Here is a 23,468-nt window from a genome sequence, read left to right as displayed (position 1 = left end):
GACGCTATCGGAGCGGGTCACCCTGCATGGCGGCGATCAAGCTGTTCGGCCGCATATCGGTCCAGTGCCGATCGACGTAGTCGACGCACTCCGATCGATCGCCCTCGTACACCGACTGCCACCCGTCCGGCACCGGCGCGAAGTCCGGCCAGAGTGAATGCTGGCCTTCGGAATTGACCAGCACCGCGAAGCGGCCCTCCGCATTGTCGAATGGATTGGTGTCGCTCATTCGCCGTCCTTTCCTTCGTTCTTCCGGGTGTACAGCCGGTTCCGGTCGGTACCGGCCGGCGGGGAACTCGTTGTGAGACAGTCATATTCGCCGAGATGATCGCGCAGTACCGGCCCGACCTCGGCCAGTGCCCCGGGCGAGCCCATATCCATATGCGCGCAGGCCACGAAGTGCTCGCGCACCGTGCCGCCGACCAGCGCCCGCCACGGCTCCGCCCCCGCGATCGGCGCGGGCGGACCTCCGGCGGCGGGTGCATCCGGTTCGGTGGCGGTGAAATAGAGCAGATCACCGTCGTATCGGCCGGGCCGGAACCGATAGCCCATGGCGGTCCCGGCCAGATAGCCCGCGTAGAGCCGCTCCACATGCTCGGCGTCGAGCGCACCGAACGGCCCCTGCCGCTCCCGCAGCAGTTCGGCGGCGCGCTCGGCGGTGATCTCCATGGCGGCCAGGCTCGCATCACCCAGCAGCGCGGCGAGCAGTTCACCCGCACTCGGATCGGCGACCCGCGGTTCCCCGGCGAGCACCCGACTGTCCAGCAGCGCGAGCAGACCCACGGTCTCGCCCGCGGCACGCAGTCGCGCGGCCATCGCATAGGCGATCAGACCGCCCAGCGACCAGCCCAGCAGATGGTAGGGGCCGTGCGGTTGGACACCGCGCAGCTCGCGGATATACCGGTCGGCCACCTGCTCGACGGTGTCGAGGTCGGTGACCCGCTCGCTCAGGTGCGGCAGTTGCAGGCCGTACAGCGGCCGCTCCGGCTCGATATGCGGCAGCAGCCCGGTGTAGCTCCATGCCACGCCCCCCGCCGAGTGCACGCAGAAAAGCGGTGGCAGCGAACCGTTCTCGCGAATGGGCAGCAGCGGGCGCAGGGTCGCCTCCACGGCGACCCGGGAGCCGGTCCCCGGCTCGCCGACCCGTGCGGCCAAGCCCGCCGGGGTGGGATCCAGGAACAGCGCCTGCATGGGCAGCTCGACTCCGCACCGCTCCCGGATATCGGCGACCAATCGCGTTGCCAGCAGCGAGTTTCCACCGAGTTCGAAGAATCCGTCGTCGACGCCGACGCGATCCAGACCCAGTGTCGCCGCGAAGGCGGCACAGATCAGCTCCTCGGCCATGGTGCCCGGCGCCCGATAGTCCGACGCGGCGAGCAGCTCCGGTTCGGGCAGGGCCGCCCGGTCGAGCTTGCCGCCCGGGGTCAGCGGCAGCGCGTCCAGCAGCGTGATCGCCTGCGGAACCATATATCCCGGGACCAGCGCGGCCACCTGTCGGCGCAACTCCTCGGCGGTCGGCGCGGCCGCCTCGGCACAGCATACGTAGGAAGCCAGAATTGTTGCCCCACTGGCCATCTCATAGCCGATGGTGACCGCGGCCCGGACCCCCGGATGCGCGACCAGCGCGGCGTCTATCTCGCCGAACTCGATGCGGAAGCCACGGATCTTCACCTGATCGTCACCGCGACCGAGATACTCCAGCTCCAGCCCGTTCGGCCGGGCCGACCAGCGCACCAGATCACCGGTGCGGTACATGCGCTCACCCGGCCGCCCACCCGGATCGGCGACGAAGCGCACCGCCGTCAACCCCGGTCGGCGATGATAGCCACGCGCCAAAGCCGTTCCGGCCAAATATAATTCACCGGGCACCCCGACCGGCACCGGCCGCAGTCGGCCATCGAGCACCGCCAGCCCGAAGCCGCGCAGCGGAGCCCCGATGGTCACCGGCGCCCCCGCCCGCAGCGGTGCGCTGATCGCCGCCGCCACGGTGGCCTCGGAAGGACCGTAGGCATTGAGCATGGTGCGCCACGGCGTCCCCGCGGTCCAGCGTTCGACCAGTTCCGGTCCGGTGCGGTCGCCGCCCACCATGATCATCTCGAGGTCGTCCAGCGCCTCCGGTTCGACCGTGGCCAGGGCCGCCGGTGTCACGAAGGCGTGCGTAATCCGTTCCATCCGCAGCAGTTCCCGCAGATCCGCGCCGCCGTACACGCGGGTATCGGCGATCACCAGCGTGGCGGCCGAGCCCAGCGCCAGCAGGATCTCGAGAATCGTGGCGTCGAAACTCGGCGAGGCGAAATTCAGCACCCTCGACCGGCCGGTGACACCACCGCGATGCAGCAGCTCCGCGGTGAAGTCGGCCAGGCCCGCGTGCGTGACGGTGACGCCCTTGGGTTCACCGGTGGATCCCGAGGTGTAGATCAGGTAGGCCGGATTGCCCAGGTGCACAGGTCCGTACGGTTCGCCCGGGGTGAGCGGCGCATCCGATTGCGCCCGCACCTCGGCCAGGAAGCCCGGCTCGTCCAGCACCAGCCAGCGCGTCCCCTCGGGGAGGCTGTCCCGGCAGCGCGTGACGGTCATGCCGAGACGAGCCCGGGAATCGTCGAGCATGTGACGCTTGCGCCGGTCGGGATAGTCCGGATCCACCGGTACGAACGCCGCGCCCGTCTTCAGCACCGCGAGCATGGCCCGGATGGAGCTCAGGGAGCGCGGAACAGCCAGCGCCACATAGTCTTCCGGGCCCACATCGTGCAGCAGCAGCGCCCGCGCCAGCCGGTTGGTGGCACGGTCGAGCTGGTCGTAGGTCATCTGCATCTCGCGATCGCAGATCGCCACCGTACCCGGCGCGGCGGCCACGGCCGCCTGGAACAGTGCCGCGAAGGTCTGCGGCACACCCGCTTCCGGACCACGAACCGGCAGCAGCGCCCGCAGTTCCCGCGGCTCGAGCAGGTCCAGGTCCCCGACCGCGGTCGCCGGATCCGAGACCGCGGCGGTGAGCAGGCGCACATAGCGTCCGCACAGCCGCCGCGCGCTCTCGGCGTCGAAGAGATCGGTGGCGTAGGTCAGGCACACCTCGATGCCGTCCGGAACTCCGTCCGCGGCATGGCATTCGGTGAGGGTGAACTGCAGATCGAACTTGGCCACCTCGAATCCCGGATCTTCCACCGTGACGGTTACCCCGGCCAGCGCCGGCAACTCCGGCACCGAGTTGTGCACCGACAGCATCACCTGGAAGAGCGGGTGATGCGCCGCCGAACGCGTCGGATCGAGCGCCTGCACGAGTCGCTCGAACGGAATGTCCGCGTGCGCGAAGGCGTCCAAATCGGTTTCGCGGACGATATCGAGCAGTTCGGAGAAGGAACCGCCGCCGCTGACCGGGGTGCGCAGCACCAATGTGCCCACGAACATTCCGACCAGCGCGTCGAGTTGCGGATCGACCCGGCCGCCGATCGGCGTGCCCACCAGGACGTCCTCGGTGCCGCCGAGCCTGCCGAGCAGCACCGCCAGCACCGCGTGCAGCACCATGAACACGCTCACGCCGTGCCAGCGCGCCAATTCGATCAGCTCGTCGTGCAGGGGTGCGTCGATGCGCGTGCGGACCGACGCACCGCGCTGGGACGGGATCGCCGGGCGCGGCCGATCCATCGGCAGGGTGAGGCAGTCGGGCGCGTCGGCGAGCTTGCCGGTCCAGTAGGCCAGCTGACGCGCGGCCGGGCTGCCCGGATCCTCCACCCGGCCGAGCACCGCATGCTGCCACAGACTGAAATCGGCGTATTGCACCGGCAGCGCGGACCATTCGGGTGCACCGCCGGAGTGCCGGGCACCGTAGGCCACCGCCAGATCCGCCGCGAGCGGCGCGGCCGAGGCCCCGTCCGCCGCGATATGGTGCATGACCAGAATCAGCACGTGCTCTTCGGGGTTGATCCGCAGCAGTGCGGCGCGCACCGGAATCTGCTGTGCCACATCGAATCCCTCGCCGGTGCAGTCGGCGATGAACTCCGGCAGCGCTGCGGCGTCGATATCGCGCAGCGGTACCCGGGGCACCGATTCGGCGATGCCCAGTACGCGCTGATGTGGACCCGTCGAATCCGAGGGGAAGATGGTGCGCAGCGCCTCGTGGCGGGCAACCACATCCGCGACCGCCTGCCGCAGCGCATCCGCGTCCAGCTCACCGCGCAGCCGCAACACCAGCGGGATGTTGTACGCGCCCGAGGCAGTGTCGAAACGGTTGAGCAGCCACAGGCGCTGCTGTGCGGCGGAGAGCGGCACCCGCTCCGGACGCGGACCGGCGATCAGCGCGGGACGGTCCGAGCCCCCGGCGCCGAGCATCCGTTCCAGTGCCGCACCCAATTTCGCGGGCGTGGGGTGTTCGAACACGGCGCGCACCTCGAGTCGGCAGCCCGACAGCGCGGCGATCCGCCCCACCAACTGGATCGCCGAGAGCGAATTGCCGCCGAGGTCGAAGAAGCTGTGGTCGGCGCCGATTCGCTCATGGCCGACCACCTCGGCCATGGCCGCGGCCACCACCATCTCGGCGGGAGTGCTCGGCGCGCGGCCGGTATCGAGCACGGTCCAGGTCGGTGCGGGCAATGCGCGCCGATCCAGTTTCCCATTGGGCGAGAGCGGAATCGCCTCCAGCATGACGAAGGCCGCGGGCACCATATGCGCCGGGAGGCGCTGGGCGGCGAGGTCGTGCAGTTGGCGATCGGTGGGCGAATGCCCGTCCAGGGCCACCACATAGCAGACGATCTGCGCCCGCCCTCCGGCGTCCTCGCGAACCTCGGTGTGCGCGAAGCGAACTCCGGCACAGGCCGCGATGGTCGCGGTGATCTCCCCCAATTCGACGCGGAAGCCGCGGACCTTGACCTGGTCGTCGGCGCGACCGGCGAAGACCAGTTCGCCCTCGGTGTTCCAGCGGACCAGATCCCCGGTGCGGTACATCCGTTCACCGGCCGCACCGTAGGGGTTGGCCACGAAACGCTCGGAGGTCAGCGCGGGCCGGCGATGATAGCCCCGCGCCACACCGATTCCGCCGACATACAGTTCACCGATCACCCCCGGCGGCACCGGGCGCAGGCGCGCGTCGAGCACCACCGCGGTCACCCCACGCATCGGGCGGCCCAGCACGATCGGCCGGTCCGGGTGCAGGGGTTCGGAGAAGGTGGTGGCGATGGTCGCCTCCGACGGTCCGTACCCGTTCACCAGATCACGGTCGCGGCCCCACTGTTCGACCAGATCCCGATCGAAGGCCTCGCCGCCCACCACCAGGGTGCGCAGCCGCGGCAGCGGCCAGCGACCGGCGTCCATACTGGCCAGCGCGGCCGGTGTGATCACCGCATGCGTCACGCCGTGCGCCTCGATCAGCTCGGCCAGCGGATCGCCGCCGTAGACGTCGATCGGCACGATCACCATGGTCGCGCCCGCGCACCAGGCGAGCAGCAGTTCCAGCACCGCCACATCGAAGCTCGGCGAGGCCAGATGCAGGGTCCGCGACGAACGCCGCACGTCGAACCGAAGCCGTTGCACCTGCGCGCAATTGAACAGGCCGCGATGGGTCACCGCGACGCCCTTGGGCAGACCTGTGGAGCCCGAGGTGTAGATGAGATAGGCGATATCGTCCAGCCGCGGCGTCCGAACCAGTTCGCCGACCGCGAGCGGGTCCGACGCCAGCTCGGTCACCGCGTCCACCGGCAGCCATTCGATGCCGAGGTCGGTCGGCAGCGCCGCACGATCGACCGGCACCGTGAGCCCGAAGCGGACCGCGGAGTCGGTGAGCATATGCCGGATCCGGTCCATCGGATGGCGCACGTCCACCGGCAGGAACGCCGCGCCGGTCTTGGCGATGGCCAGTGATCCCACCACCGACTCGACCGATCTGGCCAGCCCCAGCGCCACCACCTCGCCCGGCCCGACCCCGTGCCCAATCAGCATGCGCGCCAATCGATTCGACCAGGCGTCCAGCTCACCGTAGGTCAGCGTCCGGGCATCGGCGACCAGAGCGGTGTGATCGGCCGCCACCGCATGTGCGAAGAGTTCGGGCAGGGTGATCGGCGCGGCGGCACGCGCGCCCCGGGCCGGGGCCAGTACCGAACGCTCCCACGCGGACAGCACATCGGCGTCACCGACCGGCCGGTCCGGGTCGGCCAGCACGGCCGCGAGCAGGCGCACGAAGCGACGGCTCAACCGGTCCGCGGTCGCGGCGTCGAACAGATCGGTCGCGTAGGCCAGGCACATCTCGATCCCGTCCGGATCACCCTGTGCGGTCACCGCTTCGGTGAAGGTGAATTGCAGATCGCATTTGGCCAGGCCCGGATCGACCGGGAAGCCCTCCACCGTCATACCGGGCAACCGCAGGCTCGGGGTGCCCATATTGGTCAGTGACAGGCTCACCTGGAACAGCGGGTGATGCGCGGTCGAGCGCACCGGATTGAGTACCTCGACCAGTCGTTCGAAGGGCAGATCGGCGTGCGCGAAGGCGTCGAGATCGGTATCGCGCACCGCCGCGAGCACCTCGCCGAAACCCGCGCCGGTATCGACGTGGGTACGCAGTACCAGGGTGCCCACGAACATGCCGATCAGCTCGTCCAGGCCCGCGTCCCCGCGTCCGGCCACCGCCGTGCCGATGGCGATATCACCGCTGCCGCTGGTACGGGCGATGAGCACCGCGAGCACCGCGTGCAGCACCATGAAGACCGTGACATCGTGGGCGCGCGCCGAGTCAACCAGGCGCGCATGGGATTCGGCGTCGATCCGGACCGAGGTGGTGGCACCGCGATGCGAGGCCACCACCGGGCGCGGGCGGTCGGCCGGAAGCTCCAGGCACTCCGGCAGATCCGCGAGGCGGTGCGTCCAGTACCGCAGCTGTTCGGCGGTCCGGCTCTCCGGATCGTCCTCGCTGCCCAGCAATTCCCGTTGCCAGACACTGAAATCCGCGTACTGCACCGGAAGTGGCGACCACTCCGGGGCGGTACCCGCGCAGCGCGCCGCGTAGGCGGTGGCCAGGTCCCGGGCGAGCGGGGTCAGCGACCAGCCGTCGGCGGCGATGTGATGGAGCACCACAACCAGCACATGCTCGTCGAGCCCGACCCGCAGCAGGGTCGCGCGGATCGGAATCTGCACGGCGAGATCGAATCCCGCCTGCGCCACCTCGTACGCGTCGGCGTCCACCGTGCGCGGGCTGGAGACGATCCGCGCGAACGGAACCACGGGTTCGGCCAGCACCTGCTGATACGGACCGGTGACGTCCTCGGGGAAGACGGTCCGCAGCACCTCGTGCCGGGCGACCACATCCGAGACCGCGTCCCGCATGGCCTCGGCGTCGAGCGGGCCGACCAGCCGCAGGCCGAGTGGAATGTTGTAGGCCGCCGAGCCCTGATCGAAACGGTTCAGGAACCAGAGGCGTTGCTGGGCAAGCGATAACGGAACCCGCGCGGGCCGCTGACCACCGGTGAGCGCGGGACGGCCGGCATCGCGGACGCCGTTCCCGCCGTCCAGCAGCAGTGCCAGCCGCGCCGGTGTCGGGTGTTCGAAGATCGCGCGCACCGGCAGTTGCGCACCACCGGCCGCGGCGATCCGCGCGACCAACTGGGTCGCGGAGAGCGAATTGCCGCCCAGATCGAAGAAGCCCTGATCGGCGTCGACCCGGTCATGACCGAGCAGTTCGGCCATGACCGCCGCCACCAGCTTCTCATTGGGTGTACGCGGTGCACGACCGCTCGCCACCGCGCCCCAGACCGGTTCGGGCAGGGCGCGACGATCCAGTTTTCCATTGGGCGACAGCGGAATCGACTCCAGTGGCACGAACAGCGCGGGCACCATATGCGCGGGCAGCCGCTCGGCGGCGAGGGCGCGCAGGCGCACCGGGTCGGGCGGTGTGGTGCGCGCCCGCGGTACGACGTAGCAGACGATGGCCGGGCGTCCAGCCGCGTCCGAGCGGATCTCGGTGTGCGCGAAGCGAATTCCCTCCACCTCCGCGACGACCGCGGTGATCTCGCCCAGTTCGACGCGGAAGCCGCGGATCTTGACCTGATCATCGCCGCGGCCGACGAAGACCAGTTCACCGGCCGGGGTCCAGCGCACCACATCGCCGGTGCGGTAGAGGCGTTCACCGGGCACCGTCGCATAGGGATTGGCGATGAAACGGTGCGCGGTCAGCCCGGGCCGCGCGTGGTAGCCGCGCGCCAAACCCTCACCGCCGATGCAGAGATCACCGGCCACGCCCGGGGGAACCGGGCGCAACCGCTCGTCCAGCACCACGACGGAGGTACCGCGTATGGGGCCGCCCAGCACCACCTGTTCGGCGGCGCGCAGCGGTGCGGAGATCGCGCTCATAATGGTTGTCTCGGTGGGTCCGTAACCATTGAACAGGGACCGGCCCGCGGCCCAGCGCGCCACCAACTCCGCGCCGACCGCCTCACCGCCCACCACCAGCACGCGCAGCCGCGGCAGCGGCCATTTCGCGGCGTCGATACTGGCCAGCGCCGCCGGGGTGAGGAACGCATGGGTCACGCCCTGGTGCTCCAGCAGCGCGGCGAGTTCGTCACCGCCGTAGACATCGGGGGACGCGATGATCATCGTCGCCCCCGCGCACCAGGCCAGCAGCAGCTCCAGTACCGAGGCGTCGAAGCTCGGAGAGGCGAAATGCAGCGTCCGGCAGGATGAGTCGACGTCGTAGCGGGCACGCTGTTCGGCGGCGAACCCGGCCAGGCCGCGATGGGTGACCGCGACGCCCTTGGGCCTGCCGGTGGACCCGGAGGTGTAGATGACATAGGCGATATCGTCGATGCCCAGCCAGCGCAGTCGATCCGAATCCGATAGCGGTACCGCCGATTCGGAGCGCTCGAGGGCATCGAGGGTGACCCGGCGCAGCGAGGCGGGCAGCGCGGTCCCCGCGGTGTCGGCGGTAATGCCCAGTCGCGCACCGGAATCGGTGAGCATATGGCTGATCCGCTCGGCCGGATAGCGGGTGTCGATCGGCACGAACGCCGCCCCGGTCTTCATGACCGCCACCGTGGCCAGCACCGACTCCGCCGAACGCGGCAGTGCGAGCGCGACGATATCCCCGGGACCGATGCCCAGCGCGATGAGCGCGCGGGCGATCCGGTCCGACCGCTCATCGAGTTCGCCGTAGGTCAGCGTGCTCGAATCCGATACCAGCGCAATCGCTTCGCGATCGACGGCGGCGGCGGTGAACACCTCCGGCAGGGTGGCCGGAACCGGGCCGTGCACACCGCGCGCGGGGGCCAGCGCGGCGCGTTCGGGCACCGAGAGCAGATCGATATCGCCCACCGAAATCTGCGGCCGCCCGCCCACCCCGGCCAGCAGCCGTACGAACCGCGCACTGAGCGATTCGGCCGTCTCCGGGTCGAAGAGATCGGTCGCGTAGGTCAGGCGGATGTCGAGGCCGTCCGGATCGCCCTGCGCGCCACGGAATTCGGTGAAGGTGAAATGCAGATCGAATTTCGCGATCTCCAGCGCGATCTCCTCGACGGCCACCCGCACGCCGTCCAGTCGCGGCAGTTCGGGCAGGGCGTCCTGCACCGAGAGCATCACCTGGAACAGCGGATGGTGCGCGGTGGAGCGCACCGGATCGAGGGCCTCGACCAGACGCTCGAAGGGAATCTCCGCGTGCGCGAAGGCATCCAGGTCGTGATCGCGCACCGTCGCCAGCAATTCGGCGAACGGTACGGCCCGGTCGACCCGCGTGCGCAGTGCGAGCGTGCCGGCGAACATCCCGATCAACGCGTGCAGCCGGGCATCGGCGCGACCGGAGATCGGGGTGCCGATCATGATATCGGCGGTGCCGGTCAGCCGCGCCAGCAATACCGCCAGCACGGTGTGCAGCACCATGAACAGACTCGCGTCGTGATCGCGGGCCAGGCGCACGAGCGCGGCATGGGAGGCGCCGTCGAGCCGGGTCGAGACCGAGGCGCCGAGCTGCGATCGCAGTGCCGGACGGGGCCGGTCGGCGGGCAACTCGAGACATTCGGGGATCCCCGCCAGACGCTGTGTCCAGTACCGCAGCTGCCGGGCCGCGAGACTGTCGGGGTCCGCCTCGTCGCCGAGCGATTCGTGTTGCCAGACACTGAAATCGGCGTTCTGGACCGGCAGTTCGGTCCACTCGGGCGCACGACCGGCGCGGCGGGCGGTGTAGGCCGTCGCCAGGTCGGCCGCGAGCGGCGCGGCGGACCCGCCGTCGGCGGCGATATGGTGCAGCACCACCACGAGCACGTGATCGTGCTCATCCACGCACAACAGCTCCGCGCGCACCGGCGGTTCGGTGGCCAGTTCGAAACCGCGGGCGGCCAACTCGCACAACCGATCACCGACCGCATCGGCGGCCACCCGCACCACCGGCAGCCGCACCCCCGCCTCGATCTCGCGCGCCGTCATCGCCAGCACCACCTGGTGCGGGCCGTCGGCATCGCGCGGGAAGACGGTCCGGAGCGATTCGTGCCGCTCGATCACATCGCGCAGCGCCGCACCGAGCGCGGCCGTATCCAGCGCGCCGTCCAGCCGCAGCGCCACCGGAATGTTGTACGCGCCCGAATCGGTGTCGAATCGATTGAGGAACCACAGCCGCTGCTGTGCGGGCGAGAGCGGGATCCGCTCGGGACGCCGTACCGCGGACAGTTCCGGCAGATCCGGATCATCCTGTGCCAGCATCTCGTCCACGACGCGCGCCAGAGCTTCGGGGGTGGGGTGTTCGAAGACCGCGCGCACGCCGAGCCGGCGTCCGGTCCGGGCGGCGAGCAGCGCCACCAGCCGGGTCGCGGTGAGCGAGGTGCCACCGAGTTCGAAGAAGTCGTGATCGGCACTGACCGATGCGCAGCCGATCACCTCGGAGACCGCGGCCGCCACCAGTATCTCGCTGGGCGTCCGGGGTGCGCGTCCTTCGCCGAGATCCCAACTGGGCTCGGGCAGTGCGCGCCGATCGAGTTTGCCGCTGGGCGAGAGCGGGATGGCCGCCAACGGGACGACGGCGGTGGGCACCATATAGGCGGGCAGTCGCCGCGCCGCCTCAGCGCGCAGAGCCCGCACATCCGGCTCCATCGACTCGACGGGCAGGATATAGCTGACAATGCGCGGGGTCCCCGCCGTATCCTGCCGAATCTCCGTGTGGGCGAAGCGGATTCCCTCCAGACCCGCCATCACGGTGCTGATCTCACCGAGCTCGACTCGAAACCCGCGGATCTTCACCTGATCGTCGCCGCGGCCGACGAAGACCAGGTCGCCGGCGGCGGTCCAGCGCACCACGTCACCGGTGCGATACATCCGCTCCCCCGGCGCGGCGAACGGATTGGCCACGAACCGCGCGGCGGTGAGACCGGCCCGGCCGAGATACCCGCGTGCCAGACCCGCGCCCGCGATATACAGCTCACCCGCCACACCCACCGGCACCGGCCGCAACCGGGTATCGAGCACGGCCAGCTCGGCGCCGCGAATCGCACGCCCGAGCAGCACCGGCCGGTGCGGGGCGAGCGCCCGCGAGAGGACCGGTGCCACAGTCGCTTCCGAGGGCCCGTAGGCATTGAACATGTCCCGGCCGACTGCCCAGCGCGCCACCAGATCCGCGCCGACCGCCTCGCCGCCCACCACCAGGCAGCGCAGCTCCGGCAGCTCCCAGCGCACGAGATCGATACTGGCCAACGCGGCGGGGGTGATGAACGCGTGTGTCACGGCTTCGAATTCGAGCAGGACCGCGAGTTCGTCGCCGCCGTAAACCTCGGACGGGATCACCACCATGGTCGCCCCGGCGCACCATGCCAGCAGCAATTCCAGCACCGAGGCGTCGAAGCTGGGCGAGGCGAAATGCATGGTGCGACTGCGGGCGTCCAGACCGTAATGGTCCCGCTGCTCCCTGGCGAACGCGGCCAGACCGCGATGCGGCACCGCGACGCCCTTGGGAACGCCGGTGGAGCCGGAGGTGTAGATGACGTAGGCGATATCGTCGACGGTCAGTGTCCGGGTTCGGTCCGAATCCGTCACCGGCGCAGTCGATTCGCCCGGCGGGATGTCATCGACCAGCCGCCAGCGCACCGCCGGATCGCCGGGCAGCAGCGCACGATCGGCCGCGGTGGTCAGGCCCATGCGGACCCCGGAGTCGGCGAGCATATGCCGGATTCGGTCGGCCGGATGCCGGACATCCACCGGCAGGTACGCCGCACCGGTCTTGGCGACCGCGAGCGTGGCGACCACCGACTCCACCGAGCGGGCCAGGCCGAGGGCGACGATCTCGCCCGGCCCCGCGCCCTGTGCGATCAGGGTGCGCGCCAGCCGATTCGACCATTCGTCGAGTTCGCGATAGGTCAGGGTACGGCCCGGGGTGCTCAGCGCGGTCCGGTCCGGATCGGCCGCGGCGGTCGCGAAGAGCTCGGGCAGTGTGCACACCAGATCGGCGACCGGCCCCCGCACCGGGGCCAGCGCCCGTGCTTCGGCGGGCGCGAGGAGCTCCAGATCGCCTACCGCACTGCGGGGTTCGGAGACCGCCGCGCTCAGCACGCGCAGGAATCGGCGGGTCAACTCGGCCGCGGTCTCCTCGTCGAACAGATCGGTGGCGTAGATGAGGCACAGTTCGAGCCCCGCGCCCTCCTCGGCCACCGGAGTGAAGGCGAATTGCAGATCGAATTTCGCCACCACCGAGTCGAGTTGGTGCACCTCGACCTCGAGCCCGGGCAATCGCGGTGCGGCCGAGCCGAAATCGTCCACCGAGAGACTGACCTGGAACAGCGGATGGTGCGCGGTCGAGCGCACCGGATTGAGTACCTCGACCAGTCGCTCGAAGGGGATCTCGCTGTGCGCGAAGGCATCCAGGTCCTGATCGCGCACCGTACGCAACAGCTCGGCGAAGGGCGTGCGCACATCGACGGCGGTGCGCAGCACCACGGTGCCGACGAACGCGCCGATCAACCGGTCCAGCTCGGGTTCACCGCGCCCGCCGATCGCGGTCCCGACGGCGATATCGCCGCCGCCGCCGAGCCGGGACAGCAATACCGCCAGCACCGCGTGCAGCACCATGAACTCACTGGCCCCGTGGCGGCGTGCCAATGCCGTGACCCGCCTGTGCAGTTCGGAATCCACCCGCATCCGCACCGAATCGCCGCGCTGGGTCGCGACGGCCGGACGCGACCGGTCCGTCGGCAGTTCGAGGCAGTCCGGCAGGCCGGACAACCGCGACCGCCAGTACTTCAACTGTTGTGCGGCAACACTGTTCGGATCATCTTCGGCACCGAGGAGCTCCCGATGCCAGAGCGCGAAGTCCGCGTACTGCACCGGCAGTTCGGTCCACTCCGGGGCCTGTCCGGCGCAGCGGGCGGTATAGGCGGTCCGCAGATCCGCCGCCAGCGGGGCCAGCGACGCGCCGTCCATGGCGATGTGGTGCACCACCAGCAGCAGCGCGTACTCCTCGCCCCAGGTGCGCAGCAGCACGGCTCGCACCGGCAGATCCCGGGTCAGATCGAAGCCGTCCGCGGCCGCCACCTGGAGGTGCAGGGCGAACTCCAGCGGGGAGGATTTGAGCGGCTCCAGCACCGAGGGCACCTCGTGCACCGGGCGCACCACCTGATGCGGCCCCAGCTCGTCCTGCGGGTACACGGTGCGCAGAATCTCGTGCCGGGCAAGCAGATCCGCCAGCGCGGCCCGCAGCGCGGGTTCGTTCAGGACGCCGCGCAGGCGCACATCGATGGCGATGTTGTAACTGCCCGAGCCGGTGTCGAGCTGATTGAGGAACCACAGTCGGCGCTGGATCGAGGAGAGCGGAATGCGCGCGGGCCGCTCCCGACCGGCCAGTCGTGGCCGGTCCGGGGCCGCGGTTCCCGCGGCCGCGTCGACCAACCGGGCCAGGCCCTCGGGTGTCGGGTATTCGAAGACCTCGCGCACCGCGAGCCGGTGTCCACCGGCCGAGGCGATCCGGGAGACCAGCGTGGTGGCCGCGAGTGAATTGCCGCCCAGCTCGAAGAAACTGTGATCGGCGCAGACCCGGTCATGGCCCAGCACGCCCGCCATCTCGGCGGCCACCATGATCTCGGTCGGCGTGCGCGGCTCCCGGCCCTCGACGCCGCGGTCCCACACCGGGTCCGGCAGCGCCCGGCGGTCGAGTTTTCCACTGGGCGACAGGGGAATCGAGGCCAGTGGCATGATGACGGCGGGCACCATATGGGCGGGCAGCCGCTCCCCCGCCCGCGCCCGCAGCGCCCGGGTGTCGAGCGCATCGTCCGTTCCCAGCACATAGCTCACCAGCTGCGCCCGGCCGCTCTCGTCCTGGCGAACCTCGGTGTGCGCGAACCGGACGCCCTCGAACCCGGCCAGCACCGCGGTGATCTCGCCCAGCTCGATGCGGAAACCGCGTACCTTCACCTGATCATCGCCGCGGCCGACGAAGACCAGTTCGCGCTCCGCGGTCCAGCGCACCAGATCGCCGGTGCGATACAGGCGTGCGCCGGGGCCGCCGAACGGGTCCGCGACGAAGCGTGTCGCGGTCAGGCCCGGTCGCGCGATATAGCCGCGCGCCAGCGCCGCGCCGCCGATGTACAGCTCACCGATGACGCCCACCGGGACCGGGCGCAGTCGGCTGTCCAGCACCGCCAGCTCCGCACCCCGGATCGGCCCGCCCAGGACGATTCGCTGCTGCGGGGCAAGGGCATTCGAGATCGCCACCGCGATGGTGGCCTCGGAAGGCCCGTAGGCGTTGAACATCCGGTGCCGGTCCGCCCAGCGCTCGAGCAGCTCCGGACCGACCGCCTCACCGCCGACGATCAGTCCGCGCAGGTCGGGCAGTGCCCGAGCGCCCGCGTCCAGGCTGGCCAGCGCCGCCGGGGTAAGGAAGGCGTGCGTGAGGCGTTCGCGTTCGAGCAGCTCCGCCAGCTCGTCGCCGCCGTACACCTGCGGCGGGACCACCACCGCGGTCGCGCCCGCGCACCAGGCCAGCAGCAGTTCCAGAATCGAGGCGTCGAAGCTCGGCGAGGCGAAAAGCAGTGTGCGGTCCCCGGATTCGAGGCCACAGCGCTCGGCCATTGACCGGGCGAAATTGCCGATGCCGGCATGCGTGACCGCAACGCCCTTGGGTGTTCCGGTCGATCCGGAGGTGTAGATGAGGTAGGCCAGGTGCCCGATATGCGAGGGTGCGCGCCGATCGGCATCGCTGATCGGTCCGTCCGGCAGAGCCGCGACGGCCGCGAGGGTCTCCGCATCGTCCAGCACCAGCCAGTTCATCCCGTCGGCGGGCAGTTCGCCACGATGCGCACCGAGGGTGAGCCCGATCCGGGTCCCGGAGTCGGTCACCATATGTTGTTTGCGCGGGAGCGGATAGGCGGGGTCGATCGACAGGAAGGCCGCACCCGCCTTCGCGACCGCCACCGTCGCGCACACCCACTCCAGGGTGCGCGGAATGCCGAGCGCGACAATATCTTCCGGACCGACCCCGTGCCCGATCAGCAGGCGGGCCAGGCGATCGGCGCGGCTGTCGAGTTCGGCGTAGGTCAGCGCGCGGTCACCGCAGCGCACGGCGATCGCGCCGGGATCGAGGGCGACGGCATTGTCGAAGATTTCGGCGAGGGTGCCGACCGGTGCCGCGGTCGGTCCCGATACCGGTGCCAGCGTGGCGATTTCGGCGGAGTCCAGCAGTGGCAGCTCGCCCACGATCGCCTCGGGATCGGCGGCCACCGCCGCGAGCACCCGGAGCAGGCGCTGGACGATGCGATCGGCGCTGTCCCGGTCGAAGAGATCGGTGGCATAGGTGAGTCCGAGCTCGACGCCCGCGGGATCGCCGTGTGGGGAATGCCGTTCGACGAGGGTGAACTCCAGGTCCCAGCGCGCCGCATCGGTGTTCACCGCGGCCGTGGTGCAGCGCAATCCGTCCAGTTCCACCGCATCCGGGACATCGCTGTGCACCGAGAGCATGACCTGGAACAGCGGATGGTACGCGGCCGAGCGGACCGGTTCGAGGACCTCCACCAGACGCTCGAAGGGCAGCTCCGCGTGCGCGAAGGCGTCCAGGTCGGTACGGCGCACCGCATCCAGCAGCTGCGCGAAGGGCGCACCGGTGTCGACGGCCGTGCGCAGCACCAGGGTGCCAACGAACATGCCGACCAGATCGTCGAGCGCGGGATCGCTGCGGCCGGAGACCGGGGTGCCGATGGCCACGTCCGCGGTGGCGGCGAGCCGGGCCAGCACACCGGCCAGTGCGGCGTGCAACACCATGAACAGGCTCGCGCCGTGGCGCTGCGCGATACTCCCCAGTGCCGCATGCAGATTCAGGTCCAGCTCGGCGTGAACGGTCCCGCCGCGCCGAGAGGCGGTCGCGGGCCGGGGGCGATCCGCGGGCAGTTCCAGGCACTCCGGCAACCCGGCGAGGCGCTCGCGCCAATAGGCGAGTTGACGCGCGGCCGGGCTGAGCGGATCCTGCTCGCTGCCGAGCAGATCCTGTTGCCACACGGTGAAATCCGGATACTGCACCGGCAGCGCCCGCCAGCCCGGCGCGGCCCCCGCGCGGCGCGCGGAATACGCGGACACCAGATCGGCGGCCAGCGGGGTCAGCGACCAGCCGTCGGCCGCGATGTGATGGACGACCACCACCAGTACATGCTCATCGGCGGCCAGGCGCAGCAGCGCGGCGCGCAGCGGGGTGTCGGCCGTGAGGTCGAATCCGGTGGCGGCGAAATCCCGGACATCGGCGTCCACGCCCTCCGGATCGGTGACCAGGTGTGCGAACGGCACCGTGACGTCCGGCGGCAGCACCACCTGATGCGGGCCCTGTCCATCCTCGGGGAAGCGGGTGCGCAGCGCCTCGTGCCGGGCGACGACATCGCCCAGCGCCCGCTCCAGCGCCGGAACATCCAGCGGCCCGGACAAACTCAGGCGCACCGCGATGTTGTACACCCCGGAGTCGGTGTCGAGACGGTTCAGGAACCACAGGCGGCGCTGGGCCGAGGACAGCGGTATCCGCTCCGGTCGCGGCGCGGCGGTCAGGGCCGGTCGCGGGGCGGCGTCGGCGAGGTTCGCCAGCAGGGTCGCCAGCGCGCCCACCGTCGGCGCTTCGAAGAGCGCCCGCACCTCGACCTGCGTGTTCAGCAGGCGGCCGAGCCGCCCGGCGACCTTGGTCGCCAGCAGGGAGTTGCCACCGCGTGCGAAGAAGTCGTCATCGAGGCCGATCGGCGTGCCGCCCAGCACGTCCGAGAAGACCTCGGCCACCGCGCATTCGGCGGGGGTGACCGGCGCGCGGAAACTCGCCACGGGGAATACCGGTTCGGGCAGCGCCCGGCGATCCACCTTGCCCGTGGCGGTCATCGGCAGTTCGGGCAGCACCATGACCGCGGCGGGAATCATATAGGCGGGCAGCACGGTTGCGAGACGAGCGCGGAGGTTGTCCGGTTCGACCGTATGACCTTGTGCGGCAACCACATACGCGATCAACTGATCACCGCGGCGCGCATCCGAATGCGCGACCACGACGGCGCTGTCGACGGCGGACCGCGCCAGCAGCGCGGCCTCGATATCGCCCAGCTCCACGCGGAATCCGCGCACCTTGACCTGGAAATCGGTGCGGCCGTGGTACTCCAGCTCCCCCGCGGCGGTCCAGGACGCGAGATCGCCGGTGCGGTACATGCGCTCGCCCGGACCGAGAGCGAACGGATCCGGAACGAACCGCTCGGCGGTCAGCCCGCCTCGGCCGAGATAGCCGTGCGCCAATTGGATTCCGGCCAGGTACAACTCGCCGACCACACCGGGCGGCACCGGCCGCAGCCGGGCGTCGAGCACGTAGACCCGGGAGTTCCACTCCGGCCTGCCGATCGGGACGCCACCGGTATCGATATCGTCCACCCGATGCGCGGTCACCGAGACCGCGGCCTCGGTCGGACCGTAGAGGTTCCACAGCGCGGTATGCGGATTCGCGCGGCGGAACCGCTGGGCGGTCGCGGCGGGCAATGCCTCACCGATGGCGAGCACCAGCCGCAGGGTGGCCGGCAGCTCCGGCTGCGGCGCGGACGCCAATGCCGTCAGCAGCGAGGGCACCGGATGCAGCACCGACACCCGCCGCTCGCGGATCAACGCGGCCAGATACGCCGGATCACGATGCCCGTCCGGGGTCGCGATCACCGTCGTGCCGCCGGCGAGCACACCCGACCAGCACTCCCACACCGACAGGTCGAAGGTGGCGGCCGTCTTCAACAGCACGGTGTCGTCGCTGTCCAGCCCGAATGTCTGCTGCTTCCACAGCAATTGGTTCACCACCGCCCGGTGCGGCACCGCCACGCCCTTGGGGCGACCGGTGGATCCGGAGGTGAAGATGACATACGCGGTGTGCTCCGCGCGCAGCGCTGCGGTGCGCTCCCGGTCGAGTACGGGGTACGGCGGCAGCGCCGACAGATCCAGTGCGTCGAGCTCGAGCACCGGAACCGTCGCCGACGGCAGATCCAGCGCGTCCGAGCGGGTGCTGAGCACGCAGCGCGGAGCGGCGGCGGCGAGAATATCGGCCACGCGTTCGACGGGCTGATCGGGATCCACCGGGACGTAGACGCCACCCGCGACGGTCACCGCGTACATGCCTACCAGCAGCTCGGCCGAGCGGCGTACCGCCAGGGCGACCCGGACCTCCGGGCCGACCCCGAGGGAGATCAGATGGCGGGCAAGTCGATTCACCTGTTCGGAAAGTTCCCGATAGGTCACCGTCACCGGTTCGAGGTCGCGGCCCCGATCCGCGATCAACGCCACCGCGGCCGGGGTACGCGCCGCCTGGGCGGTGAAGAGAGCGGCCAGTGTCTGCCGGGGATCGACCGGATGTCCGGTGTCGTTCCAGCCGTGCAGAATACGCTGCCGCTCCGCGTGCTCGAGCAGGTCGATATCACCGATCGCCCGATCCGGGCCGTCCGCGATCTCGGTGAGCAGCCGGATGAGGCGATCGGCGAACCCGGCCACCGTGGCCTGATCGAAGAGGTCCGTGGCATAGACGAAATGCCCGCTGATTCCGGTCGGCGCACCGGATTCGTCATAGTGATCGGTCAGCACCAGTTGCAGATCGAATTGGGCGACGCCGGTCTCGATCTCGCTGCCGCGCACCGTGACTCCCGGCAATCGTACGTCGATCCGGCCCAGGTTCTGGAACGAGAAACCGACCTGCACCAGGGGGTGCCGGGCGGTGGAGCGAACCGGATTCAGCTCCTCCACCAAACGCTCGAACGGCAACCGCGCGTGCGCCAACGCCGCGAGATCGACCGCACGCTGCCGCACCAGCAGGTCCCGGAACGACTCGCCCGGATCGGGCCGGGTACGGAAGACCACGGTATTGACGAACATGCCGATCAACCCGTCCAGGCCCCGCTCACCGCGACCGGCCACGGGGGTGCCGACCGCGATGTCGAGACCGCCCGAGAGCCGGGCCAACAGGACCGCGAACGCCGAGTGCACCGCCATGAACAGGGTCGCATCGGCCGCGCGCGCCACCCGCAGCAAGTCCGCGTGCACCCGCGCGTCCACCGCGAACTCCACCTTCGCGCCCCGGAAGGACTGCACCGGCGGGCGCGGGCGATCGTAGGGCAGGGACAGCTCATCGGGCAGCTCCGCGAGCTGGGTGCGCCAGTAATCCAGCTCCGCCGCGGCCGGACTGGACGGATCGGCGATATCACCGAGCGTCTCGGTCTGCCAGAGGCTGTAGTCGGCGTACTGCACCGGCAGCGGCGTCCACTCGGGGGCGTGGCCCTTCGATCGCGCCGCGTAGGCGTGGGACAGATCGGCGAAGAACGGGGCGAGCGACCAGCCGTCACCTGCGATGTGATGGATGACCACCGCCAGCACATGCTCGCGCTCGCCGATCCGCACCAGGCGAACCCGCAGCGCGGTCTCGGTGGTCAACTCGAAACCCCGAGAGGCGAAGGCATGCAGGTGATCATCGAGGCGCGCCGCGGTCACCTCGACCGGAGTCAGGTCGGTGCGGACCTCGGCGGCGGACCGGATCACCTGGTGCGGGCCGTCCACGTCCTCCGGGAACACGGTGCGCAGCGGCTCATGGCGTTCGATGAGGTCCGCCACCGCCGAACCCAAAGCGTCGCAATCAAGTTCGCCGAGCATCCGCACCGCGAACGGAATGTTGTACGTGTATGCGTCCGGATCGAAACGGTTGATGAACCACACTCGTTGTTGCGCCGGGGACAGTGGAATGCGCGGCGGCCGCGGACGGGCGCTCAACTCGGCACCGGCGGTCCCGGGCAGCAACAGCGCCACCCGGGCCGCCAGTCCCGCCACCGTGGTCTCCTCGAGCACCAGTCGAACCGGTACCGCGACACCGACTTCCGCGCCGATCCTCGCCGCCACCCGGGTCGCGCTCAGGGAGTTGCCGCCGAGGGCGAAGAAACCGTCGTCCAGACCGACGCGCGCGATATCGAGCACCTCGGCCAGCACCGCGGCCACCGTACGCTCGGCCTGGGTGCGCGCGGGCCGGTACGCGGCGGTCACCGCGACGGGTTCGGGCAGCGCCCGCCGGTCGAGTTTGCCATTGGCGGTGAGCGGCAACGCCTCGAGCACCACGTACGCCGCGGGCACCATGTATTCCGGCAGATGCTGCCCGAGGGCACCGCGAAGTTGCGGGATATCCAGGGCCGCACCGGGTTCGGTGACCAGGTAGGCGACGATATCGGCCGCGCCGGCGTCACCGCGCCGCACGATCACCGCGGCTTGGCGGATCTGCTCCAGCGCCAGCAGCGCGGCCTCGATCTCACCGAGTTCGATGCGGAAACCGCGCACCTTCACCTGATCGTCCGCGCGTCCGAGGTATTCGAGTTCGCCGGAGGCGCTCCAGCGGCCGAGGTCGCCGGATCGGTACAGGCGTGTGCCCGGCGCCCCGTACGGATCGGCCACGAAACGCGCCGCGGTCAGCGCGGGCCGGCCGAGATAGCCGCGGGCGAGTTGCGCACCGCTGACGTAGATCTCACCCGCGACCCCGATCGGCGCGGGCCGCAATCGGGTATCCAGCAGCAGAATGCCGAGTCCCGGTATGGCACGGCCGATTCCGCCGCCTCCGGAGTTGGCCGCCGCGCGGTCCAGTGCGCGGTAGGTGACGTGCACGGTCGTCTCGGTGATGCCGTACATGTTGATCAGGCGCGGCGCGCCGGGTCCGTCGTGCCGCCGATACCAGTCGGCCAAGCGGCGCGGCTCCAGCTCCTCACCGCCGAAGATGATGTAGCGCAACGACAGTGGCGGCGCCAGCGGGTCGAGCTCGGCCTCGATCCGGTCGGCGGCCACCAACTGGGCGAACGCCGAGGGTGTCTGGTTCAGCACGGTCACGCGCTCGCGCCGCAACAGCGCCAGGAACAACTCGGGCGAGCGCGAGGTCTCGTAGTCCACGACCACCAGGGTGCCGCCGTGCAACAGCGGGCCCCACAGCTCCCACACCGAGAAGTCGAAGGCGTAGGAGTGGAACAGGGTCCACACGTCGTGCCGATCGAATTCGTAAGCGGCGGCGGTATTTCCGAACAGGGTCAGCACATTGGCGTGCGGGATCTGCACACCCTTGGGGCGGCCGGTGGAGCCGGAGGTGTAGATGACATAGGCGATATTGCCCGGTGTGAGTGCGCCCGTGCGCTCGGCGGCGGTAATGGGTGCGCCGTTCGCGGTCTGGTCGACGGCCGCCACGTCGATCAGCGGCAGTCCCGCCGGGAATCCCGTTCGCAGCTGCGCGGTGGTGATCACGCACGCGGGCCGCGCGTCCTCGAGCATGTACGCGATGCGGTCCGCCGGATAGGCCGGATCGATCGGCAGATAACCGCCACCGGCCTTCACCACGGCCAAGAGCGCGACAATGAGGTCCGGCGAACGCGGCAGCGCCACCGCGACCAGGGCTTCGGGGCCGACCCCGTGCTCGATCAGTGTGCGAGCCAGTCGATTCGCCCGTTCATCGAGTTCCCGGTAGCTCAGCCCCACCCCGTCACAGCGCACCGCCGTCGCGGTGCCGTGCTCGGCGACCGTCGCGTCGAATCGATCGGCCAGCGTCTGGTCGCCATCGCGCACCAGCGACGGTGTGAGCGCCCAATCCCGCAGTACCAGCTCACGTTCCGCCGGACCCATGACCGTCACCCGTGAGAGGTTCGTTTCCGGTGCGGTGCGGAGGAATTCGGCGAGGTAGTCCAGAAACCGGCGGTGGTGGGCACGCAGTTCGTCCGCGGTGTAGCGCGCGGGGTTGCCGATGAAGTCGATATGCAGCTCGCCGGGTCCGGCGCCGTTGTAGATATTGATCGAGAGATCCTCCACCGGACCGGTGGAGAGCAGATGCATGGTCGCCTCGGCGGGGCCGAAGCGAATTCCGTTGTGGAACAGCATGATATTGACTACGGGACCGAACAGGCTGCGGTGCTCCCCCGCCACGCCCCGATCTCGCTGCATATCCTCGTGCCGATAGCGCTGATGCCGCAGCGCGTCACGAATGCTCGGATCGACCGCGCCGACCAACTCGGCCACGGTGGTCTCGGCGGCGATCTCGACCCGCACGGGCACCACATTCGAGACGTACCCGGCGGACATACGCAGCTCCGGCGTAGTACGGGCGGTGACCGGCAGAGAGAGGGTGACCTCCGAGCGTCCGGTGACCGCGGCCAGGTACGCGGCCACGCCGGCGGTCAGCAGGGCGGGGCGGGAAGCGCCGAATCGGGCACGCACCGAATCGAGTTCGGCGATACGAGCGGGATCCAGCACACCGCTCTCGATGCGGCGATCGGTCTCGGCGGGACCGTAGCGGTCGCTGAGGCTGAAGATCGCGCCGATGGCGTTCAGACGCCCGCGCCAGTAGCGCTGATCCTCGGTGAAATCGGGCGAATCCCGGTAGGCGCGTTCGGACTCGTAGATGGCGTACAGCTCGCCCGCGGACAGCGGGCTCGGCGCGCTGCCGTCGGTGAGCGCGTTGTAATGTTCGGCGATGCGCGCCACCAGCAGCATGGCGCCGTAACCGTCGATGGCGATGTGATGCATCTTGGCGTACCACAGGTATTCGTCCGCGCCGGTGCGCAGGACGGCACTGGTGAAGAGGCGCTCGCCGAGCAGCGGTATCGAGACGGCGGCATCGCGGCGCATCCAGTCCATGGCGGCCGCCCGCGGCTCATCGCAGGAACGGAAGTCGTGGCGCGCGATATCGACCGGTTCGTCCGGCCCCACCAGCTGGCGCGGACTGCCGTCCACCTCGACGATACGCAGTCGAAGGCTCTGCAAATCGCCAGCACACAGGCGCATGGCCTGTGCCAGTCGCGCCACATCGAAATCTCCGTGGATCGCGACGTACTGCGCGACCGTCAGGGGCCGGTCGGGTGCGATGTGTTGCGCGTTCCATATCCCAATTTGCGCTTCGGACAAGGGAAAAGAAAAGACGGTGTCCGATGCGTCACGACCCGCGGGCTCCGAGGTCAGTGCGGTCATAGAACACTCCAATCGCCGATAGAGGATCTGGACGGTGCCCTTAGGGCATGCAGCAACATTTCTGCAAAGCTCCAGAGGAA

2 protein-coding genes are annotated in these 23,468 nt (G+C 70.0%); both read right to left on the bottom strand.

The features are described from left to right. Window positions 1-4: 4 nt before the first annotated feature. Window positions 5-229: an MbtH family protein gene (locus NA10_RS06965; RefSeq protein WP_067564771.1), complete on the bottom strand. Its 225-nt coding sequence runs from the start codon at window positions 227-229 to the stop codon at window positions 5-7. After that, window positions 226-23,325 (bottom strand): non-ribosomal peptide synthetase, encoded by a 23,100-nt coding sequence (locus NA10_RS06960; protein ID WP_169812539.1) that lies wholly within the window; start codon window positions 23,323-23,325, stop codon window positions 226-228. The genes NA10_RS06965 and NA10_RS06960 overlap by 4 nt, the downstream gene beginning before the upstream one ends. Window positions 23,326-23,468: the final 143 nt, after the last annotated feature.

This window comes from Nocardia acidivorans NBRC 108247, from assembly GCF_001625085.1.
Classification (GTDB): domain Bacteria; phylum Actinomycetota; class Actinomycetes; order Mycobacteriales; family Mycobacteriaceae; genus Nocardia; species Nocardia acidivorans.
Note: the sequence above shows the minus strand (reverse complement) of the source record. Positions and strands in the feature narration are given on the sequence as shown.

Bases quoted from the DNA above. Each gene is read 5' to 3' on its own strand.
- NA10_RS06965 (WP_067564771.1), bottom strand. From the start codon at position 229: ATGAGCGACACCAATCCATTCGACAATGCGGAGGGCCGCTTCGCGGTG.